Origin of the sequence: Gordonia malaquae, assembly GCF_037148075.1 — a bacterium.
Classification (GTDB): Bacteria; Actinomycetota; Actinomycetes; order Mycobacteriales; family Mycobacteriaceae; genus Gordonia; species Gordonia malaquae.
Map to the genome: position 1 here is coordinate 588,736 of NZ_JBBCUB010000002.1, position 22,605 is coordinate 611,340.

At 67.6% G+C, this 22,605-nt stretch carries 22 protein-coding genes; 9 read left to right on the forward strand and 13 right to left on the reverse strand.

The genetic code is table 11. The annotated features are described in order from the left end of the window. Positions 1 to 126 precede the first annotated feature (126 nt). Genes WFK36_RS09815 through WFK36_RS09840 form a run of 6 tightly spaced genes read right to left on the reverse strand, consistent with a single transcriptional unit; the run spans position 127 to position 6,524 of the window. Positions 127 to 1,644, reverse strand: coding sequence for a long-chain-fatty-acid--CoA ligase (locus WFK36_RS09815; protein WP_336791495.1), 1,518 nt, complete (start codon positions 1,642 to 1,644; stop codon positions 127 to 129). Positions 1,645 to 1,668: 24 nt separating this feature from the next. Continuing rightward, the gene (locus WFK36_RS09820) at positions 1,669 to 2,784 is read right to left on the reverse strand and encodes an acyl-CoA dehydrogenase family protein (protein ID WP_336791496.1); all 1,116 of its coding nucleotides are present in this window, start codon (positions 2,782 to 2,784) and stop codon (positions 1,669 to 1,671) included. Beyond that, the gene (locus WFK36_RS09825) at positions 2,781 to 3,956 is read right to left on the reverse strand and encodes an acyl-CoA dehydrogenase family protein (protein ID WP_336791497.1); all 1,176 of its coding nucleotides are present in this window, start codon (positions 3,954 to 3,956) and stop codon (positions 2,781 to 2,783) included. The genes WFK36_RS09820 and WFK36_RS09825 overlap by 4 nt, the downstream gene beginning before the upstream one ends. After that, complete coding sequence (locus WFK36_RS09830; RefSeq protein WP_336791498.1) at positions 3,956 to 4,945, reverse strand: NADPH:quinone oxidoreductase family protein; 990 nt, start codon at positions 4,943 to 4,945, stop codon at positions 3,956 to 3,958. The genes WFK36_RS09825 and WFK36_RS09830 overlap by 1 nt, the downstream gene beginning before the upstream one ends. Further along, entirely contained in the window at positions 4,942 to 5,757 is an 816-nt protein-coding gene (locus tag WFK36_RS09835; RefSeq protein ID WP_336791499.1) for an SDR family NAD(P)-dependent oxidoreductase, read from the reverse strand. Before WFK36_RS09835 ends, WFK36_RS09830 begins: the two co-directional genes overlap by 4 nt. Continuing rightward, positions 5,757 to 6,524 carry an SDR family oxidoreductase gene (locus WFK36_RS09840; RefSeq protein WP_336791500.1) on the reverse strand — a complete coding sequence of 256 codons (768 nt, stop codon included), beginning with the start codon at positions 6,522 to 6,524 and terminating at the stop codon, positions 5,757 to 5,759. The genes WFK36_RS09835 and WFK36_RS09840 overlap by 1 nt, the downstream gene beginning before the upstream one ends. 146 nt (positions 6,525 to 6,670) lie before the next feature. Here WFK36_RS09840 and WFK36_RS09845 point away from each other — a divergent pair, with 146 nt between their 5' ends. Continuing rightward, complete coding sequence (locus tag WFK36_RS09845) at positions 6,671 to 7,276, forward strand: TetR/AcrR family transcriptional regulator (RefSeq protein WP_336791927.1); 606 nt, start codon at positions 6,671 to 6,673, stop codon at positions 7,274 to 7,276. 109 nt (positions 7,277 to 7,385) lie between these two features. Further along, a complete protein-coding gene (locus WFK36_RS09850) occupies positions 7,386 to 7,583 on the forward strand; it encodes a DUF7455 domain-containing protein (RefSeq protein ID WP_008379233.1) in 198 nt (65 codons plus the stop codon). 78 nt (positions 7,584 to 7,661) lie between these two features. Here the strand turns inward: WFK36_RS09850 and WFK36_RS09855 are convergent, their stop codons facing one another. Further along, entirely contained in the window at positions 7,662 to 9,398 is a 1,737-nt protein-coding gene (locus tag WFK36_RS09855) for a DEAD/DEAH box helicase (RefSeq protein ID WP_340410376.1), read from the reverse strand. A 144-nt stretch (positions 9,399 to 9,542) separates the two neighbouring features. Between WFK36_RS09855 and WFK36_RS09860 the strand changes: the two genes are divergently transcribed. Next, on the forward strand, positions 9,543 to 10,571 hold the full coding sequence (locus WFK36_RS09860; RefSeq protein ID WP_157435988.1) for a YihY/virulence factor BrkB family protein: 1,029 nt from the start codon (positions 9,543 to 9,545) through the stop codon (positions 10,569 to 10,571). A 23-nt stretch (positions 10,572 to 10,594) separates the two neighbouring features. Here WFK36_RS09860 and WFK36_RS09865 read toward each other — a convergent pair whose 3' ends face one another. After that, the gene (locus WFK36_RS09865; RefSeq protein WP_008379238.1) at positions 10,595 to 10,825 is read right to left on the reverse strand and encodes a DUF3039 domain-containing protein; all 231 of its coding nucleotides are present in this window, start codon (positions 10,823 to 10,825) and stop codon (positions 10,595 to 10,597) included. Between the two features lie 35 nt (positions 10,826 to 10,860). Between WFK36_RS09865 and WFK36_RS09870 the strand changes: the two genes are divergently transcribed. After that, a complete protein-coding gene (locus WFK36_RS09870) occupies positions 10,861 to 11,301 on the forward strand; it encodes a DUF3099 domain-containing protein (protein WP_336791502.1) in 441 nt (146 codons plus the stop codon). Further along, positions 11,298 to 12,074: a type I methionyl aminopeptidase gene (gene map, locus WFK36_RS09875; protein ID WP_336791503.1), complete on the forward strand. Its 777-nt coding sequence runs from the start codon at positions 11,298 to 11,300 to the stop codon at positions 12,072 to 12,074. Before WFK36_RS09870 ends, map begins: the two co-directional genes overlap by 4 nt. Here the strand turns inward: map and zapE are convergent. Further along, a complete protein-coding gene (zapE, locus tag WFK36_RS09880; RefSeq protein WP_336791504.1) occupies positions 12,058 to 13,065 on the reverse strand; it encodes a cell division protein ZapE in 1,008 nt (335 codons plus the stop codon). The genes map and zapE overlap by 17 nt on opposite strands. Positions 13,066 to 13,098: 33 nt before the next feature. On the opposite strand from zapE, the gene WFK36_RS09885 reads away from it, so the two are divergent. Continuing rightward, on the forward strand, positions 13,099 to 13,638 hold the full coding sequence (locus WFK36_RS09885) for a TetR/AcrR family transcriptional regulator (protein WP_336791505.1): 540 nt from the start codon (positions 13,099 to 13,101) through the stop codon (positions 13,636 to 13,638). A gap of 98 nt (positions 13,639 to 13,736) precedes the next feature. Then, on the forward strand, positions 13,737 to 14,735 hold the full coding sequence (locus WFK36_RS09890; RefSeq protein WP_008379244.1) for a sigma-70 family RNA polymerase sigma factor: 999 nt from the start codon (positions 13,737 to 13,739) through the stop codon (positions 14,733 to 14,735). Positions 14,736 to 14,750: 15 nt separating this feature from the next. Here WFK36_RS09890 and WFK36_RS09895 read toward each other — a convergent pair whose 3' ends face one another. Then, positions 14,751 to 17,513 carry a bifunctional acetate--CoA ligase family protein/GNAT family N-acetyltransferase gene (locus WFK36_RS09895; RefSeq protein ID WP_336791506.1) on the reverse strand — a complete coding sequence of 921 codons (2,763 nt, stop codon included), beginning with the start codon at positions 17,511 to 17,513 and terminating at the stop codon, positions 14,751 to 14,753. Next, positions 17,506 to 18,750, reverse strand: a complete 1,245-nt coding sequence (locus WFK36_RS09900; RefSeq protein WP_336791507.1) for an acetoin utilization protein AcuC — start codon at positions 18,748 to 18,750, stop codon at positions 17,506 to 17,508. Before WFK36_RS09900 ends, WFK36_RS09895 begins: the two co-directional genes overlap by 8 nt. A gap of 131 nt (positions 18,751 to 18,881) precedes the next feature. Here WFK36_RS09900 and WFK36_RS09905 point away from each other — a divergent pair, with 131 nt between their 5' ends. Further along, complete coding sequence (locus WFK36_RS09905) at positions 18,882 to 19,565, forward strand: iron-dependent transcriptional repressor DtxR (RefSeq protein WP_040520028.1); 684 nt, start codon at positions 18,882 to 18,884, stop codon at positions 19,563 to 19,565. Positions 19,566 to 19,586: 21 nt separating this feature from the next. Here the strand turns inward: WFK36_RS09905 and WFK36_RS09910 are convergent, their stop codons facing one another. After that, positions 19,587 to 20,693 carry a DUF4192 domain-containing protein gene (locus WFK36_RS09910; protein WP_336791508.1) on the reverse strand — a complete coding sequence of 369 codons (1,107 nt, stop codon included), beginning with the start codon at positions 20,691 to 20,693 and terminating at the stop codon, positions 19,587 to 19,589. A gap of 123 nt (positions 20,694 to 20,816) precedes the next feature. Continuing rightward, the gene (locus tag WFK36_RS09915) at positions 20,817 to 21,440 is read right to left on the reverse strand and encodes a hypothetical protein (protein ID WP_336791509.1); all 624 of its coding nucleotides are present in this window, start codon (positions 21,438 to 21,440) and stop codon (positions 20,817 to 20,819) included. Positions 21,441 to 21,576: 136 nt separating this feature from the next. On the opposite strand from WFK36_RS09915, the gene WFK36_RS09920 reads away from it, so the two are divergent. Then, the gene (locus tag WFK36_RS09920; protein WP_336791510.1) at positions 21,577 to 22,539 is read left to right on the forward strand and encodes a proteasome assembly chaperone family protein; all 963 of its coding nucleotides are present in this window, start codon (positions 21,577 to 21,579) and stop codon (positions 22,537 to 22,539) included. Positions 22,540 to 22,605: the final 66 nt, after the last annotated feature.

The window sequence follows — 22,605 nt, forward strand, 5'->3', positions numbered from 1 at the left end:
AACTGTGAGTGCGTGATCTCTGTCACGATCTTGCTTTACATTGACGTCAACGTCAACGGATTCGGGTGAAAAGCTGCCCCGCCTCCGAGGAGCCCTCGGGACGGGGCGGTCGCGCGTGTCGTCAGTTCACGACGTGCGCAGTTCGCGTTTCAGGATCTTTCCGGTGGCGCCCTTGGGAAGTTCGGCCACGAACACCACTGATCGCGGGTACTTGTACGCCGCCAACTGCTCTTTCGCGAAGGTGATCACCTCGGCCTCGGAGAGGTCGGCTCCATCGCGCACGGCGACGTACGCGACCACCTCCTCTCCCAGCCGATCATCCGGCGTGCCGATCACGGCCGCCTCGACGACATCGGGATGCGAGTACAAGACCTCTTCGATCTCGCGGGGATAGACGTTGTATCCGCCGCGGACGATCATGTCTTTGAGTCTGTCGACGACGAAGTAGTAGCCCTCGTCGTCGCGATACCCCAGATCACCGGTGTGCAGCCATCCGTTGCGGAGAGCGTCGGCCGTCGCGTCCGGCCTCTTGTAGTACCCCTTCATGATGTTGTGTCCGCGGACGAGGAGTTGTCCGACGTTGTCGGCTCCTGCGGACAGCGAGTTCCCTTCGTCGTCGATCACCTTCATCTCGACGCCCCACACGGGTTTGCCGATCGAGAGCACCTTCCGCTCGGTGGCGCTGACGTTGAACGTCGTGGTGCTCGCGGTCTCCGACAACCCATAGCCCTCCAGGACGACAAGGCCGGTGAACTTCGCCTCGACCGCTTTGATCACCTCCCCGGGGATGGACGCGCCGCCGGACACCGCCGCTCGCAGCGTCGAGAGGTCGCGACCGGTCGCATCCGCCTCGGCGAGCGCCACGTACATCGTCGGCACACCGGCGAACACGGTCGCTCGCCGACGTTCGATCTCGTCGATGACGGCGGTCGCGTCGAACCGCGGCAGGAGCGCGACCGAGGCGCCCCACCGTGTCGTGGCGTTCAGCACACTCGACAGGCCGAAGACGTGGAACAGCGGAAGAACGCCGATCGACACGTCCGACGCCGACATGCCGAACAGTTCCGGAGCCACGGTGCAGTTCATGTAGAGCTGGTAGTGAGTCAGTTCTGCGCCCTTGGGCCGACCCGTCGTGCCCGAGGTGTAGAGCAGCACCGCGGTGTCGTCCGCCGACGTCGGATGGAGATCGTCGAACGGAGGGGCGTCGAGGAGGCTGTCGAACGCGACCGAGCCGTCTGGCAGCTCCGTGCCCAGCGGCACCACGACGATGTCGGAGACGCCGGCCTCCGCCGCACCCTCGACGGCCCCCGCCAGGGAGAACGCCGACGTGATCAGCAGCCGGGTGTCGCTGTCGTCCAGGTGGTACGCCATCTCGCGCGCAGTGAACAACGGATTCAACGGGACCATGGTGAGACCGGCCCGCAGAATGCCGAAGTACGCGTACACGAACTCGGGGACGTTGGGCACTTGGACGGCGACCTTGTCGCCGGGCTGCAGGCCGCGGTCGCGCAACGCGGTCGCGACACGACGCGACCGGTCGTCGACCTCGTGGTAGGTGATAGTCGCATCGCCCATGTACAGCATCGGCGCAGACGGCGCCGCCGTCACCGACTCCTGCAGCATGATCGCCAGGTTGAATGACATGTCTTCTCCTTTCGTCGGTGAGCGTCAGGCCGGAAGGTCCGCGAGGCCGGCGAGCGCGGCGCGGTGCCGTCCGGGAGTTCCGAAGGCGATCTGATCGGCCTTGGCTCGCTTCAGACACAGGTGAGCGGGATACTCCCACGTCATGCCGATGCCGCCGTGCAACTGCACCGCCTCCTCGGCGGCCCGTACCGCGTGATCACCGTTGTATGCGGCCGCGACCGCGCTCATCAGCGCCGTCTCCTCGTGACCGACACCGAGGTCGGTCGCCGCCACAGCGGCTGCTCGAGCGATCGCCGACGCCTGCTCGGTATCGGCGTACAGATCGGCGAGCCGATGCTTGATCGCCTGGAATCCTCCGACGACACGTCCGAATTGGCGACGCTGCTGCAGGTAGGCGACCGTCTCGGTCACGCACCAGCGGGCGGCCCCGGCCTGTTCTGAGGCAAGCAGAGCAGCGCCGAGCCGCAGGCCGGCACGGACCGCAGAGTCCGCGTCGTCGACGATCCGCCGACCGCGCGATGCGTCGAACGTCACGTCTGCGACGGGCCGGGTCATGTCGAGTGAGGAGACCGGCGCGACCGCGGCGTCGGCCCGGTCGACGGCGTACAAGCATCCGTCCGAGCCGGGCACGATGAACACCGTGGCGGCTTCGACCCCTGCGACCGACCGCACCGTCCCGGTGAGACCGCTCTCCCCGACCCGCACCGTCGGAGCGGTCGAGTACGGGTCGGCGGACAACGGGACCGCGAGAGCTGCAACGACCGAGCCGTCCGCCAGACCAGGCAGCAGAGCGGTGTCGCCCGCCTCCTGAAGGACCGTCGTCGCGACGACGGCGCTGGTCAGCATGGGGGTGCGGACGGGCAGTGCACCCAGCTCCTCGAGGACGACCGCCGCCACGGCAGGGGTCGCGCCTGCTCCGCCGAACTCCTCGCCGATCAATAGTCCGGCGAGTCCGAGTCCGGTCATCTCGGGCCACAGGTCGGGCAGTGCGGCGCCGTCATACGCCGCGATCAACTGATCGACGCCGACGCGGCGAGACAGCAGGTCACGAACCGCGGAACGCAGGTCCTCTTCCACCTCGTCGGGCAGCAGGGTGGGCACGTAGTCAGTGCGGTCGACGGGGCCGGCGTGGTCGGTCATTTCGCGACGTCCTTCCAGGGGATGTCCTTGTCGACGCGGTGTTCGGGCGGCAATCCGAGCACACGTTCGGCGACGATGTTCCGCAGGATCTCCGATGTCCCGCCTTCGATCGAGTTGCCTTTGGCTCGCAGGTAGCGGTATCCGGCGTCGCGCCCGAAGAAGTCGACGCGGTCGGGTCGCACCATCGTCCAGTCCGAATAGCGCAGGCCGCCGGCGCCGAGGATCTCCAACTCCAGTCCGGACAACTGCTGATTGATGCGTGCGAACGACAGCTTCATCGCCGCACCCTCCGGTCCGGGTTGACCGGACGCCAGCTTCTGCCCCAGGCGGACGCCGGTCACCCTCGCGACCTCGGAGTCGACCCACAGTCTCAGCAGGTCGTCGTGCAGATCCGGGGTGCGCAGATCCGGACGGTCGCGCCAGGTCTGCGCGACGACTCCGATCATGCCGTCCTCACGTCGCGCCGCGCGGCCGCCGATCGCGACCCGCTCATTGTTCAGCGTGGCGTTGGCGACCTCCCAGCCCTGGCCGACGGCTCCGAGCCGACGGCTGTCGGGAATCCGGACGTCGGTGAGGAACACCTCGTTGAACTCGGCTTCACCGGTGATCTGGCGGAGTGGACGGACGTCGACGCCGGGGTCGGTCATGTCGCACAGGAAGTACGTGAGCCCTCGGTGCTTGGGCACGTCACCGTCCGTGCGAGCGACGAGGATCGCCATGGCGGCGTTGTGCGCGCCGGAGGTCCACACCTTCTGCCCGTTGACGACCCAGTCGTCGCCGTCGCGGACGGCCCGCGTCGCGACGGCGGCGAGATCGGACCCGGCGCCGGGTTCGCTGAAGAGCTGGCACCAGATCTCCTCCCCCGTCCACAGCGGTCGGAGAAATCGGTCGATCTGTTCCGGCGTCCCGTACCGCAGGATGGTCGGCGCGGCCATGCCGAGACCGATCCCGTTGACTTCGCTGCGATTGCCGGGCGATCCCGCCTCGGCGAACAGCCGCTCCACCTCGGGCTGCAGGGAGCGCGACAGATCGAGACCGCCGCGTCCCACCGGGTAGTTCACCCACGCCAGACCCGCGTCGTAGCGCGCGCGGAGCCACTCCAGTGGCTCCGTCGTGGCCGGGTCGTGGTCGGCGAGGAACGATCGGACCAGGGTGGTCACGTCGACTGTCATCACACGCCTCCTTCGTAGACGACCCGTCCGACGGTCACTCCGTCGGCGAGCCGCTGGAGGCCGTCCGGCACGTCGGCGAGCGCAAGCCGCTCGCTGACCAGCGGCGCGATGAGTCCGGCGTCCGCGAGACGCGTGAGTTCGGCGTGGCATTCACCGACCAGCTCGGGAGCCATCTTGTTGTAGAGACCCCAGTGGAGGCCGACGATCGAGTAGTTCTTGATGAGCGCGTGGTTGAGAGCGGTCTCGGTGATCGCTCCGCCGGCGAAACCGATCACCAGGATTCGGCCTTCGAAGGCGATGCACTTGGTCGACCGCAGGTATGTGTCGCCGCCGACCGGGTCGTAGATCACGTCGGCGCCACGCCCGCCAGTCTCTGCCTTGACGACCTCGACGAAGTCCTGCGTGTGTCGGTCGACGACGACGTCCGCGCCGAGTCGCCTGGCGACGTCGGCCTTCGCCTCGCCCCCGACCACGCCGATGACACGCGCACCGGCGGCTTTGCCGAGCTGGATGGCGGCGCTGCCGACGCCACCGGCCGCAGCGTGGACGAGCAGGGTCTCACCCGGCTGAATGTTCGCGCGGCGGTGCAGACCGAACCAGCCGGTCTGATAGCCGATGAACAGCGAGGACGCCTGCGCGTCGTTCAACGAGGCGGGCGCGGGGAATGTCTCGGTCGCTGACATCAGCGCGTACTCGCCGAAGCCGCCGTACGGCAACACCGCACCACCGAGAACCCGGTCGCCGACTGCGAACCCGTCGACGCCGTCGCCGAGTGCAGTGATCTCACCGCACAGTTCCACACCGGGTGTGAACGGGAGCTCCGGGCGAACCTGGTACAGCCCCCGGCACATCAGGACGTCGGGGAAGTTCGCCGCCGACGCGAGAACTCGAACGGTCACCTGGCCGGGGCCCGGCGCCGGGGTGTCGATCTCGACCGCTTCGAGTACCGCGGACGGTTCCCCGAGGCTTGTCACGTGCCATGCCTTCACTGCTTGTCTCCTTGTGTGGTCGCATCGTCCAGTCGCTGCTGGAGCTTGTTCATTCCGGCGAGCCACTTGTCGGTCTTGGCGGCTCGCACCTGGTAGTAGCCGGCCACTTCGGCGTGCGGAAGGATGAGGAAATCGTCACCCTCGAGAGCCTTCTCGACTGTCGCCGCGACGTCGTCGACGGTCAGCGCGACGTCGTGACTGAGCAGTTCCTCCAGCTCGCCCGACTGTGCGAGCATGCGCGTCTGCACACCTTGCGGGCAGATGGCCTGCACCACGATCCCGCGGTGGCGGTAGGTGGTCGACAGCCATTCGGCGAACGCGACGGCGCCGTGCTTGGTCACCGAGTAGGCCGGTGCGCCGAGCATGGTGAGCAGACCCGCGGCTGAGGCCGTCACGACGAAGCGCCCTCCGCCGCGTTCGATCCACTCGGGAACGAGGCGACGCGCGGCGTGCACGTGAGCGAGCACGTTGACGTTCCACGACAGATCCCAATCCGCGTCGGTCGCGTCGAGTCCCCTGCCTCGGTCGACGCCGGCGTTGGCGAACCAGGCGTCGATCGGTCCGTACGCTGCTCGCGCGGTGGTGATGAGTGCGTCCACGCCCTCCTGCGACGCGGCGTCGCCGGGCGCCGCGAGTGCGGTGCCGCCTGCCGCGACGATGTCGTCGACCATCCGTTGCGCACCGTCGGCGTCGAGGTCGGCCACCACCACACGTGCACCTCTGCGTGCCATCGACGTCGCCAGTCCGGCGCCGATGCCGTTGCCCGCACCCGTCACGACAACGGTGGAGCCTGCGGGATCGAAGCCGGGCATCAGGCGCCGCCGCCCAACGTGACGCCGCCGTCGATGACGAGCGTCTGGCCCGTCATCCACCCCGCATCGTTCGAGAGGAGGAACGCCACGACCGAACCGATGTCGTCGGGCTCGCCGAGCCGCTTCAGCGGGTAGGCCTGCGAGACCTCGTCTTCGCGCCCCTCGTAGAGCGCGGTGGCGAACTTGGTCTTCACGACCGCCGGGGCCACGGCGTTGACCCGGATGTTCGGGCCGAGTTCCCACGCGAGCTCTTCGGTCAGGTGGATGACCGCGGCCTTCGACACTCCGTAGAACGCGATGCCCGGCGCCGGCCGCAGACCGGCGATCGATGCGACGTTGACGATCGCGCCCCCGTGCTCCGCTTGCCATGCGGCGTTGACCGCCTGGGTCCACCGCAGAGCGGAGATCACGTTGACATCCATGATCTTGCGGGCGGCGTCGGGGTCGATCTGCATGATCGGGCCGTACACCGGGTTGATCCCGGTGTTGTTGACAAGGAGGTCGGCACTGCCGAACGCCTCGATCGTCTTGGCGACGGTGTCGGCCTGATGATCGGGATCGTCGGCGCGGCCTGCGACGGCGAGCGCGACGTCGGGTCCGCCCAGGCGTGTGACGGCCTCGTCGAGTGCGTCCTGCTTGCGTGCGGTGATCGTTACCTTGGCGCCCTCGGCGACCAGCCGCTCCGCGATCGCCAGTCCGATGCCGCGACTGGCGCCGGTGACGATGGCCGTCTGTCCCTTGAAACGCTGGGGATCGATCTGAACCACGGAAAGCCTCCTGAAGTGAACACAGTTGATTACTAAGCGCTTGCTTAGTGTTACGATTCACAATGCCTGACACTGAGATGTTCGTCAACCGTTCTTCGGAACTAGACCCGACTCACACCGCAGGCGAGACCATCGAGAGGATTCCCGTGCCCGACGAACCGTCCGCATCCCGCGCAGAGGCCACTCGCGGCCGACTTCTCGCCGCCGCACTGGAAGCGTTCTCCGAACGCGGGTTCCACGCGACCACCACGCGCGACATCGCGTCGACCGCCGGAATGAGCTCAGCCGCGGTGTACGTCCACTACCGCTCGAAGGAAGAGCTGCTCTACGAGTTGTCGCACAGCGGGCACATCGCCACCATCACGATGATCAACGATGCCGACGACCCGGACGCCGACCCGGCAACCCGCCTCGCGGCGGTGATGCGCGCGTTCAGCGAGCACCACGCGAAGGGCCACACCAGCGCTCGGATCGTGAACTACGAGCTCACCGCCCTCGAGCCCGATCATCTGCGCGAGATCCTCACCCTCCGCCGCGAGATCACCCGCCGCGTCCGAGCCATCGTCGATGCAGGCGCCGAGTCCGGACAGTTCGACGTCGACGATCCGCACAGCACCACGAACACCCTGCTGTCCATGGGCATCGACATCGCGCGCTGGTATCGAGAGGACGGTCACCTCTCCCCCGCCGAACTCGGCGAGTTCTATGCGCGGACGAGTCTGCGCGTCGTCGGAGCGCGTCCGGACCGATGATCTGCGACACACCCGGGACCGCCGGGAACAAATAGGTGGCCCCATACGTCTGACAAGGTGTAGCAATGATGCACCGACCAGGTACGTCAATGATGAGACGGAGGAAGCCATGCCAGACATCGCAACGCCCGACACTGTCGTCTCCACCCCGCTGACCCTCGCTGATCGCTGCGATCGGTGCAGCGCGGCGGCCAAGGTGCGCGCTGAGCTCCCCACCGGGGGCGAGCTCCTGTTCTGCCGTCACCACTACAACGACCACGAAGCTCGTCTCGTCGAGCTCGGCGCCGTGGTGACGATCGACGCCTGACATCGGGCGAACGCCCACAACAGACCAGAGGCGAGCCGATCATCGGCTCGCCTCTGCTCTGTTCTGTGGCTACGTGCCCTACCAGCTGCGCAGAGCGGCGATCCGTTCGCGGAGCTGATCGCCGGTCGCCATCGCCGTCGGCGGGCCGCCGAGGCGTTCACGGAGATCGTTGTGGATCTGGCCGTGCGGTTTGCCGGTGCGCTGATTGTGCAGCGCGACAAGCGTGTTGAGCTCCTTGCGCAGCGCGAGAAGGTTCTCACCGGTCCGCTCGTTCGCGTTCGGCGCGGCCTTCGCCGCCTCGTCGTCGCGCGGACGGGACGACCGATTCGTCACCTGCTGAGCCTGTCGCTGTTGCAGGAGCGTGCGGACCTGGTCCGCGTCGAGGAGGCCTGGCAGGCCGAGGTAGTCCGATTCCTCCTCGGACCCGACGAACGTCGACGTCCCGAAGGACGAGCCGTCGTAGATCACCTGGTCGAGCTCGGCGTCGGCGTGCAACGACTGGAACGCCTTCTCCTCCTCGCCCGGCTCGTCCTTGCGCTTGTTCGCGTCGGTGAGCATCGCGTCGTCGAGCCCGTCCGACTCGCGGTGCGGCTTTCCGAGGACGTGATCACGTTCGGCTTCCAACTCGCTCGCAAGTTGCAGCAGGACCGGGACGGACGGCAAGAAGACGCTCGCCGTCTCACCTGGCCTGCGTGAGCGCACAAAACGCCCGATCGCCTGCGCGAAGTACAGTGGGGTGGACGCATTGGTCGCGTACACGCCGACCGACAGACGTGGCACGTCGACGCCTTCGGACACCATGCGGACCGCGACCATCCACTCGTCGGTCGAGTTCGAGAACTCCTCGATGCGCGACGACGACTTCGGGTCGTCCGACAGCACCACCGTCGGCTTCTTCCCGGTGATGGAGTGGAGCAGGTCTGCGTAGTCGCGAGCGTTCTGCTGGTCGGTCGCGATCACCAGGCCGCCTGCGTCGGGCACACCGGACTCCCGCAGGCGCACGAGTCGTCGATGGGCCGCGGTGAACACCGCGTAGATCCAGTCGCCGTGCGGATCGAGCGCCGTACGCCACGCACGTGCGGTCTGCTCTTGGGACAACGGTTCGCCGAGCCGCGCGGTGAACTCCTCACCCGCGCTGGTCCGCCAACTCGCCTCACCCGAATAGGCGAGGAACACGACGGGACGGACGACGCCGTCACGCAACGCCTCGGAGTAGCCGTACGTGCTGTCGGCCTTCGACCGCTGGCCGCCGCCGGGCTCGGGCTCGTACGTCACGAAGGGAATCGGCGAATCGTCTGATCGGAACGGCGTACCGGTCAGGGCCAGACGCCGCGTGGCGTCGCCGAACGCCTCCCGGATGCCGTCACCCCACGACTTCGCGTCGCCACCGTGGTGGATCTCGTCGAGGATCACCAGTGTCTTGTACTGCTCGGTGCGCACTCGATGCCGGTACGGGTGCGCGGCGACCTGCGCGTACGTGAGGACGACACCGTCGAAGTCCGAGCTCGTCGAGCCCGTCGAGTTCGAGAAGTTCGGGTCGAGGGCGATTCCGTTGCGGGCCGCTGAGGCCGCCCACTGGTGTTTGAGGTGCTCTGTCGGCGCCACGACGGTGATCCGCTCCACCGTGCGGTCCGCCAGCAGCTCCGACGCGACGCGCAGACCGAATGTGGTCTTTCCCGCACCCGGCGTGGCGACGGCCAGGTAGTCCGTCGGGTTCGACGTCAGGTAGCGAGTGAGGGCCCGTCGCTGCCATGCGCGAAGCGGTGCCCCCGAGACGATTCTGCGGTCAGTGTCGACATCGGTACTGGTCACCATGCTCCTGTAGCTCGACTGTGGCTCGTCGTGCAGTCTCCCCCGCACCCGACCCGACGATTCTACCCGCCTCGCGCACCCGGTTCGCCACGCCAGGAAACCGGGTCGGTGATCGACCAGGTGACCCGCATCGGCCATGCTTGACACATCAACACCCACGGCACGTACCCCAGCGACGACGCCGCCGAGCTTCCACCGCCGGAGCCCGAGCAGGCGCGACGGCCGGTATTCCGGAGCCTTCCACGTCTGCTGTGGCGCACCATCGTGAAGTCGTGGGACGACTCCATCATCGGCTGGGCCGCCCAGGCCGCCTTCTGGCAGGCGCTGTCGCTTCCACCGCTGCTGCTCGGAGTGCTCGGCAGTATCGGTTATGTGGCCGGATGGTTCGGCCCGGACACCGTCCAGGTCGTGACCGAACGGATCCTCTCGTTCGCCGACCGCACGTTCACCCCGCAGGTCGTGAACGATCTGATTCAGCCGACGGTCGAGAACGTCCTCGGTCGAGGCCGAGTCACGATCATGTCCGTGGGTTTCATCCTGTCGCTGTGGGCGGGGTCGTCGGCGATGTCGTGCTTCGTTTCGTCGATCGTCCACGCGCACGGTCAGCACGACGTCCGGAATCCGGTGTGGCAGCGCATCTTCGCGCTGATCATCTACCTGTTCTTCCTGGTGATGGCGATTCTGGTGCTGCCCCTGGTGGCGTTGGGACCGACGTATCTGCGGAACATCGTGCCCGCGTCCTGGGGCCCGGCGATCAGCGACCTGATCGACTGGTTGTACTTCCCGTTCGTCGGCCTGCTGCTGATCGGGGCCCTGTCGGCGCTGTACCGCTTCGCACTGCCCAATCCGCTGCCCCGCAGGCGACTGGTGCCAGGCGCGATCCTCGCGGGTGTCGGGTTCTGGCTGACCTCGTACGTCCTGCGGTTCTATCTGACCGCGGTCACCGACGCCGGGTACACATACGGCGCACTCGCGACACCTATCGCGTTCCTTCTGTTCACGTACTTCCTCGGCTTCGCGATCGTGGCGGGCGCCGAGCTCAATTCAGTGATTCAGGAATTCTGGCCCGCGAGGAAGGACGGTGCCGTCGTCCGGCATTGGGTCACGTCGCAGACCACCGAGTTGACCGACACCCTGCGGAACCGCGCCGTCGGTCGGCGCGGTTCCCCGGAGTGATCGGCTGACTCGCAGCGTCGCTGCTATTTCTTCATCTTCTCGTAGACCTTCTTGCACTTCTCGCACACCGGCGAACCGGGCTTGGCAGCCTTCGTCACCGGGAACGTCTCACCGCACAGTGCGACGACGTGGGTCCCCATGACGGCGCTCTCGGCCATCTTGTCCTTCTTCACGTAATGGAAGACCTTGGGAGTGTCGTCGTCCTGCTCGGTCCGTTCGTCGATATCGGGCCGTTCGATCGTCTGCGTTGCCATACAGCCATTGTGACGCACTGTGGAAGGATCGGGGTATGGCGCGCGACGAATCCGACCCCACGACATTCCTGATCACCGGCGCCGATGACGACCTCGAAGCGGTGTACCGGGCCCGCAAACGGCGTTACCTCATCATGATGTCGATCCGTGTGCCCGCGCTGATCATCGCCGCGATCGTGTACTCGATGACGCAGAACGGATGGATCGCACTGGCCATCATCGTCGCGTCGATCCCGATCCCCTGGATCGCCGTCCTCCGGGCCAACGATCGCGAACCCCGCAAGCGCGGCGAGGTCCCGACCTACCACTACGGCGGCGGCTACACCGTCGGGCAGGCCGAGTTGGCCGCCGAACCGGCACGCGACCGCTTCGCCGACGACGATCACCCGGTGATCGACGCCGAGATCGAGGCGCCCGATCAGCCCGGGGGCACACTGAACGATGACCAAGCAGGCGGGCAGGACTCAACACGATGATCGAACTCAAGACTCCAGCCGAAGTCGAGAAGATGGCCGTCACCGGTCGCTTCGTGGCGCAGGTCCTCGACGATCTCGCGCGTCGCGCTGAACCGGGCGTCAACCTGCTCGACCTGGAGCAGCGTGCGCGAACGATGGTCGCCGACCGCGGAGCTGTCAGCTGCTATTGGGACTACGCGCCCTCGTTCGGGAGCGGCCCGTTCGGCAACGTGATCTGCCTGTCGGTCAACGACGCCGTCCTGCACGGTCTGCCCCGCGACCACGTGCTCGCGCCGGGCGACGTGCTGACCCTCGACTTCGCCGTGTCGATCGACGGGTGGGTCGCCGACGCCGCCCGCACCGTTCGGGTGGGAGTCGAGGACGATCCCACACACCCGGACGCACAACTGGTCGCGTCCACCGAGCGAGCGCTCGCCGCGGCCGTCGCCGAAATGGTTCCGGGCCACCGACTCGGTGACGTGTCCTGCGCGATCGGCGAGGTCGCCGTCGCCGAGGGCTACCGAGTGAACACCCAGTTCGGCGGGCACGGTCTCGGGCGGACGATGCACGAGGACCCGCACGTCCCCAACCTCGGCCGTCGCGGCAAGGGACCACTCCTACGCCCCGGTGCGACTCTGGCGCTCGAGCCCTGGTGGGCGATCGGAACCGAACGCCTCGTCGCCGATCCGGACGGCTGGACCCTGCGGTCGGCGGACGGTTCGATGACCGCGCACTCCGAGCACACCGTCGCGGTCACCGACGACGGCCCGCGGATCCTCACGACTCTCGACTGACCTGCCACGAGTTCATCCGACTGATCGCCCGTCCCGCATCGGGAAGCGCACGAGTCAACGCGGATGCGAGGTCGTCCCGCTCGCAGGACGCCCACACGTCGATCCGGACGTCCGCGTCGTGTGCGACGTCGAGGACCGTCGCCCATCGAGCGAGCGGGTCGACGCCGTCCGGGACGTCGAGACCCACGATCACCCAGTGATCGAACCGTTCGGCAAGTTTCAGGTAGTCCGCAGCCGCGGTCGGCGCGTCGCAGAGCGCTGCGAATTCCATCCAGACCGTCCCGGCGTCACTTCCCAGCAGCCGAACCGCTCGACAGTGCACTCCGCTCGCGCCGACGGGCGGCAGTCCGGGCGTCGCACCGACTATCCACCAGCCGCCGCGGAATCCGGTCGTGCCGCCGTCGGCCCGCAGATCGTGTGCTCCCCCGACGTCGACGGTCGTGAACACGTCCTCGATGAACGCGATGGTCGGCTCGAAGCCGGCGTGAAAGAGCGGATTCGGCATCTGCTCGGCCGGAGTTCGGTTGGATGTGACGATCACTCTGATCTCGCGTGAGATCAGAGCGCGCAGAATCCGATCCAGGAACACGCCGTCCGCCGGATCGTGCACCGCGAACTCGTCGAGACAGAGCACGTCCACTCCGCGCAGCACTGCGTCCAGTCCCTCGCGCCATCCGCCGCTCCTGTCGATCGCCGCATGCAGGTCGGCGAAGAACTCGTGAACGTGGCACCGACGGACGGACGTCCCGGTGGCGGTGACGACGCCGACGAACCAGTCGACGACCTGGGTCTTCCCGCGACCTGGCGGCCCGCACAGATACACGTGCCCGTCACAGGCGAGCACCTCGGCCGCCGCCGACTGACCATCGGTCAGACGCATGCCCGTTTCCAACGCCGCCTGTCCGATGCCGTCGACGATCCTCCGGCGGGAGCGCACCCCCGACCGGAGGCGGCGACGCACTCGCCTCGTCACCTTCGTGGATCCACCCATGTCCATGACTCTATGTTCATAGAGTCTGGTTGGATGGCAGACGTGCCGGACCTCACTCGCCGCGACGCGATCTGCGACGCCGCTCTCGACCTCGCCGCCGACGGCGGCAATCGCGCGGTGACCCACAGCGGTGTCGACAGGCTGCTCGAACTCCCTGCCGGGTCGACGTCGTACTACTTCCGCACCCGCCGAGCACTCCTCGACGGTGCGATCGGGCGTCTCACGGAGGATTCACGGACCGCGTTCGCACGCCTCGACCCTGCTGATCCAGCCGAGACGATCGGCGCCTACCTGCACTCGCTCGTGACCGCCAGGAGTCGCGATGTGCGCGCGAGGTTCGCGTTGGCCTCCGACACGTCACATGATCACCAGCTTCGGGACGATCTCGCACGCTGTCTGTTCTCCCACGACGGCGCCGTTGCGTTGTTCGCCTCCACCGGCTCGCCCGCACCCGCCGCCGACGCGGCCGACCTGCTTGTCTTCTGCGAAGGGGTCGCGGCGTCGCATCTGTTCGGAGCGACGCCGACACCGGTCGAACTGACCGCCGCGGTTCGTCGACGATTCCGCCTGTAGAAGGTCTCAGAGACTTCTCAGGGACGTCGGGAACCTTTCGCCGACCGAACACGTTGAACCTCGTGAACGCACACGAACAGCGCACACTTGGAGGTCGTATGTCTCGCACGACGATTGCACGCCCCACTGCAGTTCCCGCCGCCCGGACCCGCCCGGCATTGACAGAGCAGGATCTCGACGCTCAGTCGCCATCCGCCGACCTGGTCCGCGTCTACCTGAACGGCATCGGCCGCACGGCACTGCTGAACGCCGAGCAGGAGGTGGAGCTCGCCAAGCAGATCGAAGCAGGCCTCTACGCGAAACACCTCCTCGCGACCAAGAAGCGCCTCACCGCCGCCAAGAAGCGCGATCTGAACATCATCGCCCGCGAGGGCGACGCCGCTCGCGCTCACCTGCTCGAAGCCAACCTTCGCCTCGTCGTGTCGCTCGCCAAGCGCTACACCGGCCGCGGCATGCCGCTCCTGGACCTCATCCAGGAAGGCAACCTCGGTCTGATCCGCGCCGCCGAGAAGTTCGACTACGCGAAGGGCTTCAAGTTCTCGACGTACGCCACCTGGTGGATCCGTCAGGCGATCAGCCGCGGCATGGCCGACCAGAGCCGCACGATCCGTCTGCCCGTCCACCTCGTGGAGCAGGTGAACAAGCTCGCCCGCATTCGCCGGGAACTGCACCAGCAGCTGGGACGCGAAGCCACCGACGACGAGTTGGCCGCCGAGTCGGGCATCCCCGCGGAGAAGATCGCCGATCTCATGGACCACAGCCGGGACCCGGTGAGCCTCGACATGCCGGTGGGCTCCGATGAGGAGGCGCCCCTCGGCGACTTCATCGAAGACTCCGAGGCGACGTCGGCCGAGACCGTTGTCATCGCCAACCTGCTCCACTCGGACATCCGGTTGGTGCTCGGCACGCTCGACGAACGCGAGCAGGCCGTCATCACGATGCGTTTCGGCCTCGACGACGGTCAGCCGCGCACGCTCGACCAGATCGGACGCGCATTCGGGCTGTCGCGTGAGCGCGTCCGCCAGATCGAACGCGACGTGATGGGCAAGCTGCGTCAGGGCGACCGGGCGGACAAGCTGCGCGCCTACGCCAGCTGATCCGCCCGGGTCCTCCTACCCGAGCCGCCTAGGCCCGGTGTCCGCGAGAGTGGGCACCGGGCCGACGCGCATCCACGCCCCCAGCACCGCGATGCCGTCCGCCGACGCGAGGACGGGATCACATCGCACACTGCGGATCTCGGGCACGGCGTCGACCAACGCAGACACACGCAGCAGCAGGTCCACGAGGTGTTCGGTGTCGACGGCGTCGTCCACCGGACCAGCTTCCAAGAGCATCGCCGCCTGTGGTTCCACGACCAGTTCCCGCGCATCCGCCTCGGTCAACGGCACCGCCCGGTAACCGCGGTCGCCGAGGACGTCGAACAGGCGACCCGACAAGCCGAAACTGAGGAGAGGGCCGAACGACGCGTTGTCGGTCACCGAGATCGACGTGCCGAGGCCCTTGGGCGCCATCTTCTGCACATGCAGCACCGTGTCGCCGGTCAGCGCCTGCAGTTCGGCGAACGCAGTCAGCACGCTGGTGGCGTCCGGCAGGTCCAGGCGTGCGCCTTCCCTGTCCACGCGGCCGACCCACGACTTCGACGTCGCCTTCACCGCGACCGGGAATCCGAACTCACGCGCGGCGGCCGACGCCTCCTGCATCGTGCGGACTTCGCGGAACGGCACCACGTTGATGCCGAAGTAGGCGAGCACCCTCGCCGACTCGACCCGAGTGAGCTCCCGAGGACCGTCGGCCATCGCCTCGCGAACGAACGACCGGGCATCCTCGGCTGCGGCGCCCTCGAACGTACGGACCTGCGACGGTGGTCGCGATCGCCACGCCGAGTACTTCCACGCGTGCGCGAGGGCATTCGCCGCACGTTCGGGCGTCGAGTACGACGGGATCGAACCGCGCACGGGCATCCCGTCCGGACCCGATCGGGACAGCCCCGGCGGCACACCCTCCACCGCGAGGAACGTGGTGACCACAGGTTTCGACGGAACGTCTCCCCCGTCCGCGGGACGCACCGCCTCCATCAGACCGTGTGCGTAGTCCGCTGCATCTACCGCGACCGGAGGCACGAACACCACGATCACCGCATCGACGGAGGAGTCGTTCATCGCGACGGCGACAGCCGCGGAGAGGTCCGGCTGAGTGACTGCGGGACCGAGGTCGACCATCGCGACGACGTCGAGACCGGATGCACGCGCGGTGTTCGCGGCCAACGACGCGATGACCGACGAGTTGCCGATGATCGCCGTTCGCGGCCCCGCGGGCAACGGCTGGTATGCGAGGATCGCTCCGCAGTCGAAGAGTTCGGTCAACGTCTCCACTTGGATCACCCCCGCTTGGCCGAGCACCATGTGCGCGATCGCGTCGTCTCGCCCTGCTTCGCGGGTGCGTGCCGCCCGACTCTGCGTCATCGCACCGCGTCCGGACTTGATCGCGACGATCGGCTTCGACTCGGCGACACGTCGGGCGATGCGGCTGAACTTGCGCGGATTTCCGAAACTCTCCAGGTAGAGCAGCACCACGTCGGTGCTCTCGTCGGTGTCCCAGAACTGCAGCACGTCGTTGCCCGACACGTCGGCGCGGTTTCCCGCCGACACGAATGTCGACAGGCCCAGCCCCCGATGGGCGGCGGTGTCGAGAATCGCGATGCCCAGCGCGCCCGACTGGCAGAAGAACCCGACCCGGCCCGGGCCCGGCACCCGAGGTGCCAGGGTGGCGTTGAGTCCGATGTCCAGGTCCGCGTTGATGACGCCGAGAGCGTTCGGCCCCACCAGGCGCATCCCGTGCGCTCGTACCCGCTCGGCGAGCCGGCGTTCGGACTCCAGCCCCGCCTCACCGCTCTCACCGAACCCAGCCGACACCACGACCAGAGTCCGAACACCCTTGGCGAGACAGTCGCTGAGCACATCGTCCATCCCTGCGGCGGGCACGGCGACCACAGCGAGATCGACCGGATCTGGAATGGCGCGGACACTCGGGTACGAACGGATGCCGCGCACCGACGGCGGAGCTGGTCGCGGCTCGCGGACCGGCCTGCGCTGGGTCGGTGCTGCGAACTTCGAGACGTGTTCCTCGGGTTCGGGCTCGTCGACCGGTGCGCCGGGACCGTTCACCGGGAACACGGGTCCGGTGAATCCGCCCGCAATGATGTTTGCGAGCAGCACGTTGCCGACCTTCTTGGTGTCCGTCGACGCACCGATCACGGCGATGGACTGCGGATGGAGGAGATTGGCGATGCTCCGCGCCTCCGACGCCCGTTCGCGGGCGTTGCGCACCGACGTCAACGCCTCGCTCGGGTCGATCAGGAACTCCACGTGCACGGTGCTGCCGTCGAATGCCCGGCTCACCTGGTAACCGGCGTCGCGGAACACCGCGACCATGTTCGGGTTCTCCGAGAGCACCTCTGCCTCGAAGCGCGTGAATCCGTGTTCGGCCGCGGCGCCCGCCAGGTGCTCGAGCAGGATCGGCCCGAGACCACGACCCTGATGGTGATCGGCGACGACGAACGCGACCTCGGCGGACTCCGGTTTGCCGTCGGCCGCCAGCCCCTCGTACACGCCCATCGCGATGATCTCGTCGCCGAGGAGTGCCAGGAAGGCGGCCCGGTTCTTGTAGTCGACGGTCGTCATGCGGACCACCTCGCGTGGCGGCAGCGTCGGAGTGGGTCCGAAATAGCGGAGGTACCGCGTGCGTTCGCTCAGCCCGTTGTGGAACTCGACGAGGGCGTCGGCGTCGGCGGGGACGATCGGCCGCAGGTGAACGACGCCGCCGTCCGAGGCGAGTACGTCGGCCACCCAGTGGCGAGGGTATTCGGTGTCAGTCACGGGGGTCCTCCGGATCGAGGCCGTGCAGTGGGAACACGGCGCGGCGGGTGGCGAGGATCGCCTTGTCGGTCTGGCGTTGAGCGTTCTCGGAGATGCCGTCCGGAGGCGGAGCCCCGGCGTCGCCGTCCCATGGCACATAGGCGAGGTCGCCGCCGTCGCCCATCGTCGACTCCGGCGGTCGCGAGTAGTCGGGATGCACGGCATGCTCCGCCGCGGCGGCCTCGGCGAGCCAGTCGGCGCCGATCGGCGTCGCGGGGTCGACGTCCCTGTCGAGCGCCATGCCGATCAAGTGCGTCCAGGCGCGTGGCACGACGTTGATCACGCCGTACCCGCCGCCGCCGACGGCGAGCCATCGGCCGTCGCAGTAGGTGTCCGCGAGGTCCCGCAGGGCGCGCATCGCGGACGCCTGACCGTCGACGGTCAGCGCCAGATCGGTGAGCGGGTCGGCCACGTGGGAGTCGACGCCGGCCTGCGTGACGATGATCTGCGGTTTGAAGGACGCGATCATCGACGGGACGACGGCGTGGAACGCCCGAAGCCACAACCGGTCTGTGACACCGGGCATGAGGCCGAGGTTCACCGATGTGCCCTCGGCGTGTCCGTCACCGATCTCGGTGGTCCATCCGGTGCCGGGCCAGAGCGTCGCCGGGTGCTGGTGAACTGAGATCGTCATGACCCGCGGGTCGCTGTAGAACTGGTGCTGGACGCCGTCGCCGTGGTGAGCGTCGATGTCGACGTACGCGATCCGGTCGTATCCCTGCGCGAGCAGCCATTCGATGGCGATCGAGCAGTCGTTGTAGATGCAGAAGCCCGCTGCGTGCCCCGGCATGGCGTGATGCATGCCGCCGCCGATGTTCACCGCACGCGTCACCGCGCCGGAGGTGATGGCCTGCGCCGCGGCGAGCGTGCCGCCGACGAGCATCGATCCGGCCTCGTGCATGGATTCGAACACCGGGTTGTCGTCGTTGCCCAACCCGAACAACCGTTGCAGCAGGGCATTGTTCGACGCGGTGGCCCCCGACCCGACCGCGCGCACGGCGTCGATGTACGACCGCGTGTGGACAGTCGAGAGGATCGTGTCGTCCACCGGCAGCGGTTCGGCGGGCTCGACGTCGTCGAGCAGGCCGAGACTCCGCGACAGCGACATCGTCAACGCGAGCCGGATGGGGCTCATCGGGTGGGTGTAGGCCCACTTGTAGTCGAGGAAATGATCGCTCCAGATGATCGCGGCATTCACCCCGCCAACGCTATAGGTTCTGCTCGCGCACATGTGGCCGACACTCGCCGAATCGCGTGAGCCGACCGGTAGTCACCGCCGGCCGATCACTTTGGGTAACCTGAGAGTTCAGCGAAAGGACCATGGCTGCCGTGAACGATCTTGTCGACACCACAGAGATGTACCTGCGGACGATCTACGACCTCGAAGAGGAGGGAATCGTCCCCCTCCGCGCACGCATCGCGGAACGTTTGGAGCAGAGCGGCCCCACCGTCTCGCAGACCGTTGCGCGGATGGAACGCGACGGGCTGGTGCGTGTCGCCGGTGATCGTCACCTCGAACTGACTCCGGCCGGCCGCTCCCTCGCGGTCTCCGTGATGCGCAAGCACCGTCTCGCCGAGCGACTGCTCGTCGACGTCATCGGCATGCCGTGGGAAGAGGTCCACGACGAGGCCTGCCGCTGGGAGCACGTGATGAGCGAGAACGTCGAGCGACGTCTCCTGGCGGTCCTCGACAATCCGACAACGTCGCCCTACGGCAATCCGATCCCGGGACTCGAAGAACTCGGCGTCGCGCCGACACCCGAAGCGGGCGACACAGTGGTCCGCCTCGTCGACCTGCCCGAGGGCGAGTCCGCGGTGATCGTGCGACGGATGTCCGAGCACGCGCAGGCCGATCCCGAGCTGATCGCCGACCTCCGCGAGGCGGGCGTGGTCCCCAACGCACGCGTGAGCGCCAACGTCGGACCGCGCGCGGTCATCATCAGCACTCCGGGCCACGAGGGCCTCACGTTGTCGTCGGAGATGGCGCACGCGATCTTCGTCGTCCCCGCCTGATCGTCGACCCGCAGCCGATCGTCATCCCGCAGCGCTGTATGTCGCGGGCGGGATCTGAACGCCGAGGCGGCGTGCGAGGTCGAACGACAGGTCGGCCAGTCCGTCGAGGTCGCGCGGGCGCATGCCGTTGAGCAGTGCCGTGTCGAGAAGGTTGGCGAGTCCGTACGACGGGTCCGCAGCCAGCGCGACCTCGAACGCGACGGACGCCATGGCACCCGATCCCTCCATGTAGTGCAGGTACCCGAGGAGGGTGGCGGCGGCCGCGCGCGGTGTCCCGGCGAGCCGACGGGTCAGGTCGAGCCACATCTCTTCGGCTGCGTGCCGGTGGACGGTGAGGCACAGCCCGAGCAGTGCGTCCCGGACGTGGACCGAGGTCAACGCATCCGCCAGCTCGTCGACCCGCCTGCACGCCATCGGCGTGGGCTGTCCACCGGTGCGGGCCAGGATGGTCTCGTACACCAGTGCCAGCCGATCGGCGTCGGTGCTCTCGGTCGGACCACCAGCACCGATCCATTCACCTGTGCGGCATTCGTCCCCGTCGTCACAGTGCGCCGTGGACGCCAGGAGATCGGCCATCTCCGAGCGTCTGCGGAGTATCCCGCGGCCGTGTTCGACGGCCTTCGCCAGGGCGACCGGTGAGCACTGAGGGTCGCTGAGCGTTCCCGACTCGGCGATGTCTATCGGGAACATCGAGAACGGCGCCGCCGACCGCCACACCGTTCGCCACTGCGCGCCCAGCGACATGTCTCCCACTGCGAACGCCGCCGTCACTCCCCCCGCGGGTCGGAGTGCGCGGTGCAGTTCGCGGAACAGGTGGGTGAACGCCGGATGGTCGGGCGCGAACCGATCGTCGACGGCGACCGCGATGACATTCGTCGCGCCGTAGTCTGCTCCGAGACCGCCGAGTTGTGCGAACACCTTCTTGAGGGCTGCGGGCGGTCGGCCGCCGCGAGTCCACAGTAGGTCGTGCCGCATAGTCGCGGTGACCTGCGAGCGCGCATCGAAGCACATCAGGATGATGGACCGTTCCGGCACGAATCCGAACAGTGCCGGAATGGCCGCGAGAAGCGGATCGGGATCGGCGACGGTGGCTGAGCCCTCAAGACGGGTGGTGATGGTGATCTTCATGGCGCTCACTGTGCGCCGAGAATCACCTCGTCGACGGCCCTGACCACGACCCGTGGACAACCGATTCGGTTGTCCACAGATTCACCTGCGGTGATGCACGTCGTCGTGCACCCGCGCGAGTCGTCACTCGCCGAATGCGGCTGTCGAAGCGGCGTCGAACAGCGCGCGTGTGGCGGCCTCCTCGTCGGCCGACAACGTCGCGGACGGGTACCGGTTCTGGACGTACAGCCGAGTCGAGCCCTCCTGCCGGACGAGTTCGTACACGTGCGCGTACGCGGTGCCGTTCGCGACGAGATCACGACGGTTGACGATCACCTCGGTCGAGGTGTCGACGGTGGTGGTGATCGTCGTGCCGACGGTTCCGCCGAGGCGGAACGTCTGGCAGATGCCGTCGACGAAGTCGGCACGGCTGTCGGATGCACGCGCGACCATGACCGTCAGAGTGCCGCCCGCCGGGCCGCCGGGACCCACCACGACGTGTGCGCTGTCGCCGTCCACCGGCGCGGGCGTGCACTCCTCCGGGTCGTTGACGGCACGGAGGGGGCGGAACGTGATGTCGGCGATCGCACCGGGCACACCGGCCTGTGGAACCGCGGTCGCAGGTCCGTACGGGAACGCGGAGACCTCGACGACTTTCGTCGAGAGATCGGGTTCGCGGACGGCGCCGCCGTCGACACCACACGCGGTCGTGCCGACAAGCACGGCCACCGCGACAACACCACACTTCACTCCAGTCACAACACGCACGCCCCTCACTGTGCCACGTCTGCCACCTGCGGGGAATGGTCACATCGGAAACCGTGTTGAAGCGCATGACTCCCGTACGGGACAATGGAAACTCTTGTGGTGCACTCGACGCACCATCGTCAAGGAAGGGGCACCCGTGAACGACAACTCGATGGAGCCGCGTTCGCTGTACGAGCTCGAATTCCCCGCACCCGCCGTCTCCGGCGCCGAGGGCGACGGCCCGGTGCTGATCCACGCACTCGAGGGCTACGCCGACGCAGGCCACGCCGTCGCGCTCGCCGCATCGCACCTGCGCGACGCCCTCGACACCGAACTGGTCGCGACGTTCAACACCGACGAGCTGATCGACTACCGGTCACGTCGACCGATGATCTCCTTCTCCGGCACCCAATTCGACGGCATCACCATGCCGAAGCTGACCATGCACGCGGTCAAAGACAATGCGGGAGTGCCGTTCCTGCTGCTCGAGGGCCCCGAGCCCGACCTTCGCTGGGATCGATTCACCGAGGCGCTCGCGGCGCTCGCCGAGCACTTCGGAGTCTCCCAGGTCGTCGGCCTCAACTCGATCCCGATGGCCGTCCCCCACACCCGCCCAGCCTCGGTCACCGCGCACGGCAACGACAAGGACGCGCTCGCCGACCTCAACAAATGGGGCAATCCGTTGAAGCTCCCCGCGAGCGCATCGATGCTGCTCGAACTCCGTCTCGGCGAAGCCGGCTACCGCACCGCGGGCCTGTCCGCGCATGTGCCGCACTACCTGTCGCAGACGAACTACCCGGCCGCCGCCGCCTCGCTCGTCGAGAACATCGGCGTCGTCACCGGACTCGACCTGCCGATCGCCGCACTGACCAACGCCGCCGCGGAGGTCCGCAAGCAGATCGACGGCGAAGTCGAGGGCAACGAGGAGATCTCGTCGGTCGTGTCCGCGCTCGAGAACCAGTACGACGCCTACATGCGGTCGCAGGAGGAGCAGGCCTCGCTCCTGGCGCCGGACGAATCCATGCCAACCGGCGACGAACTCGGCGCCGAGTTCGAGAAGTTCCTCGCCGAACACGCCGCAGAGTTCGGCGACACAGATGAAGGACGTGATCAGGTCTGACCGACCAGACCCCCACCGCCCCTGAACCGCTGCAGCCCACCGAGAACGAGGACCTCGCATTCGAGA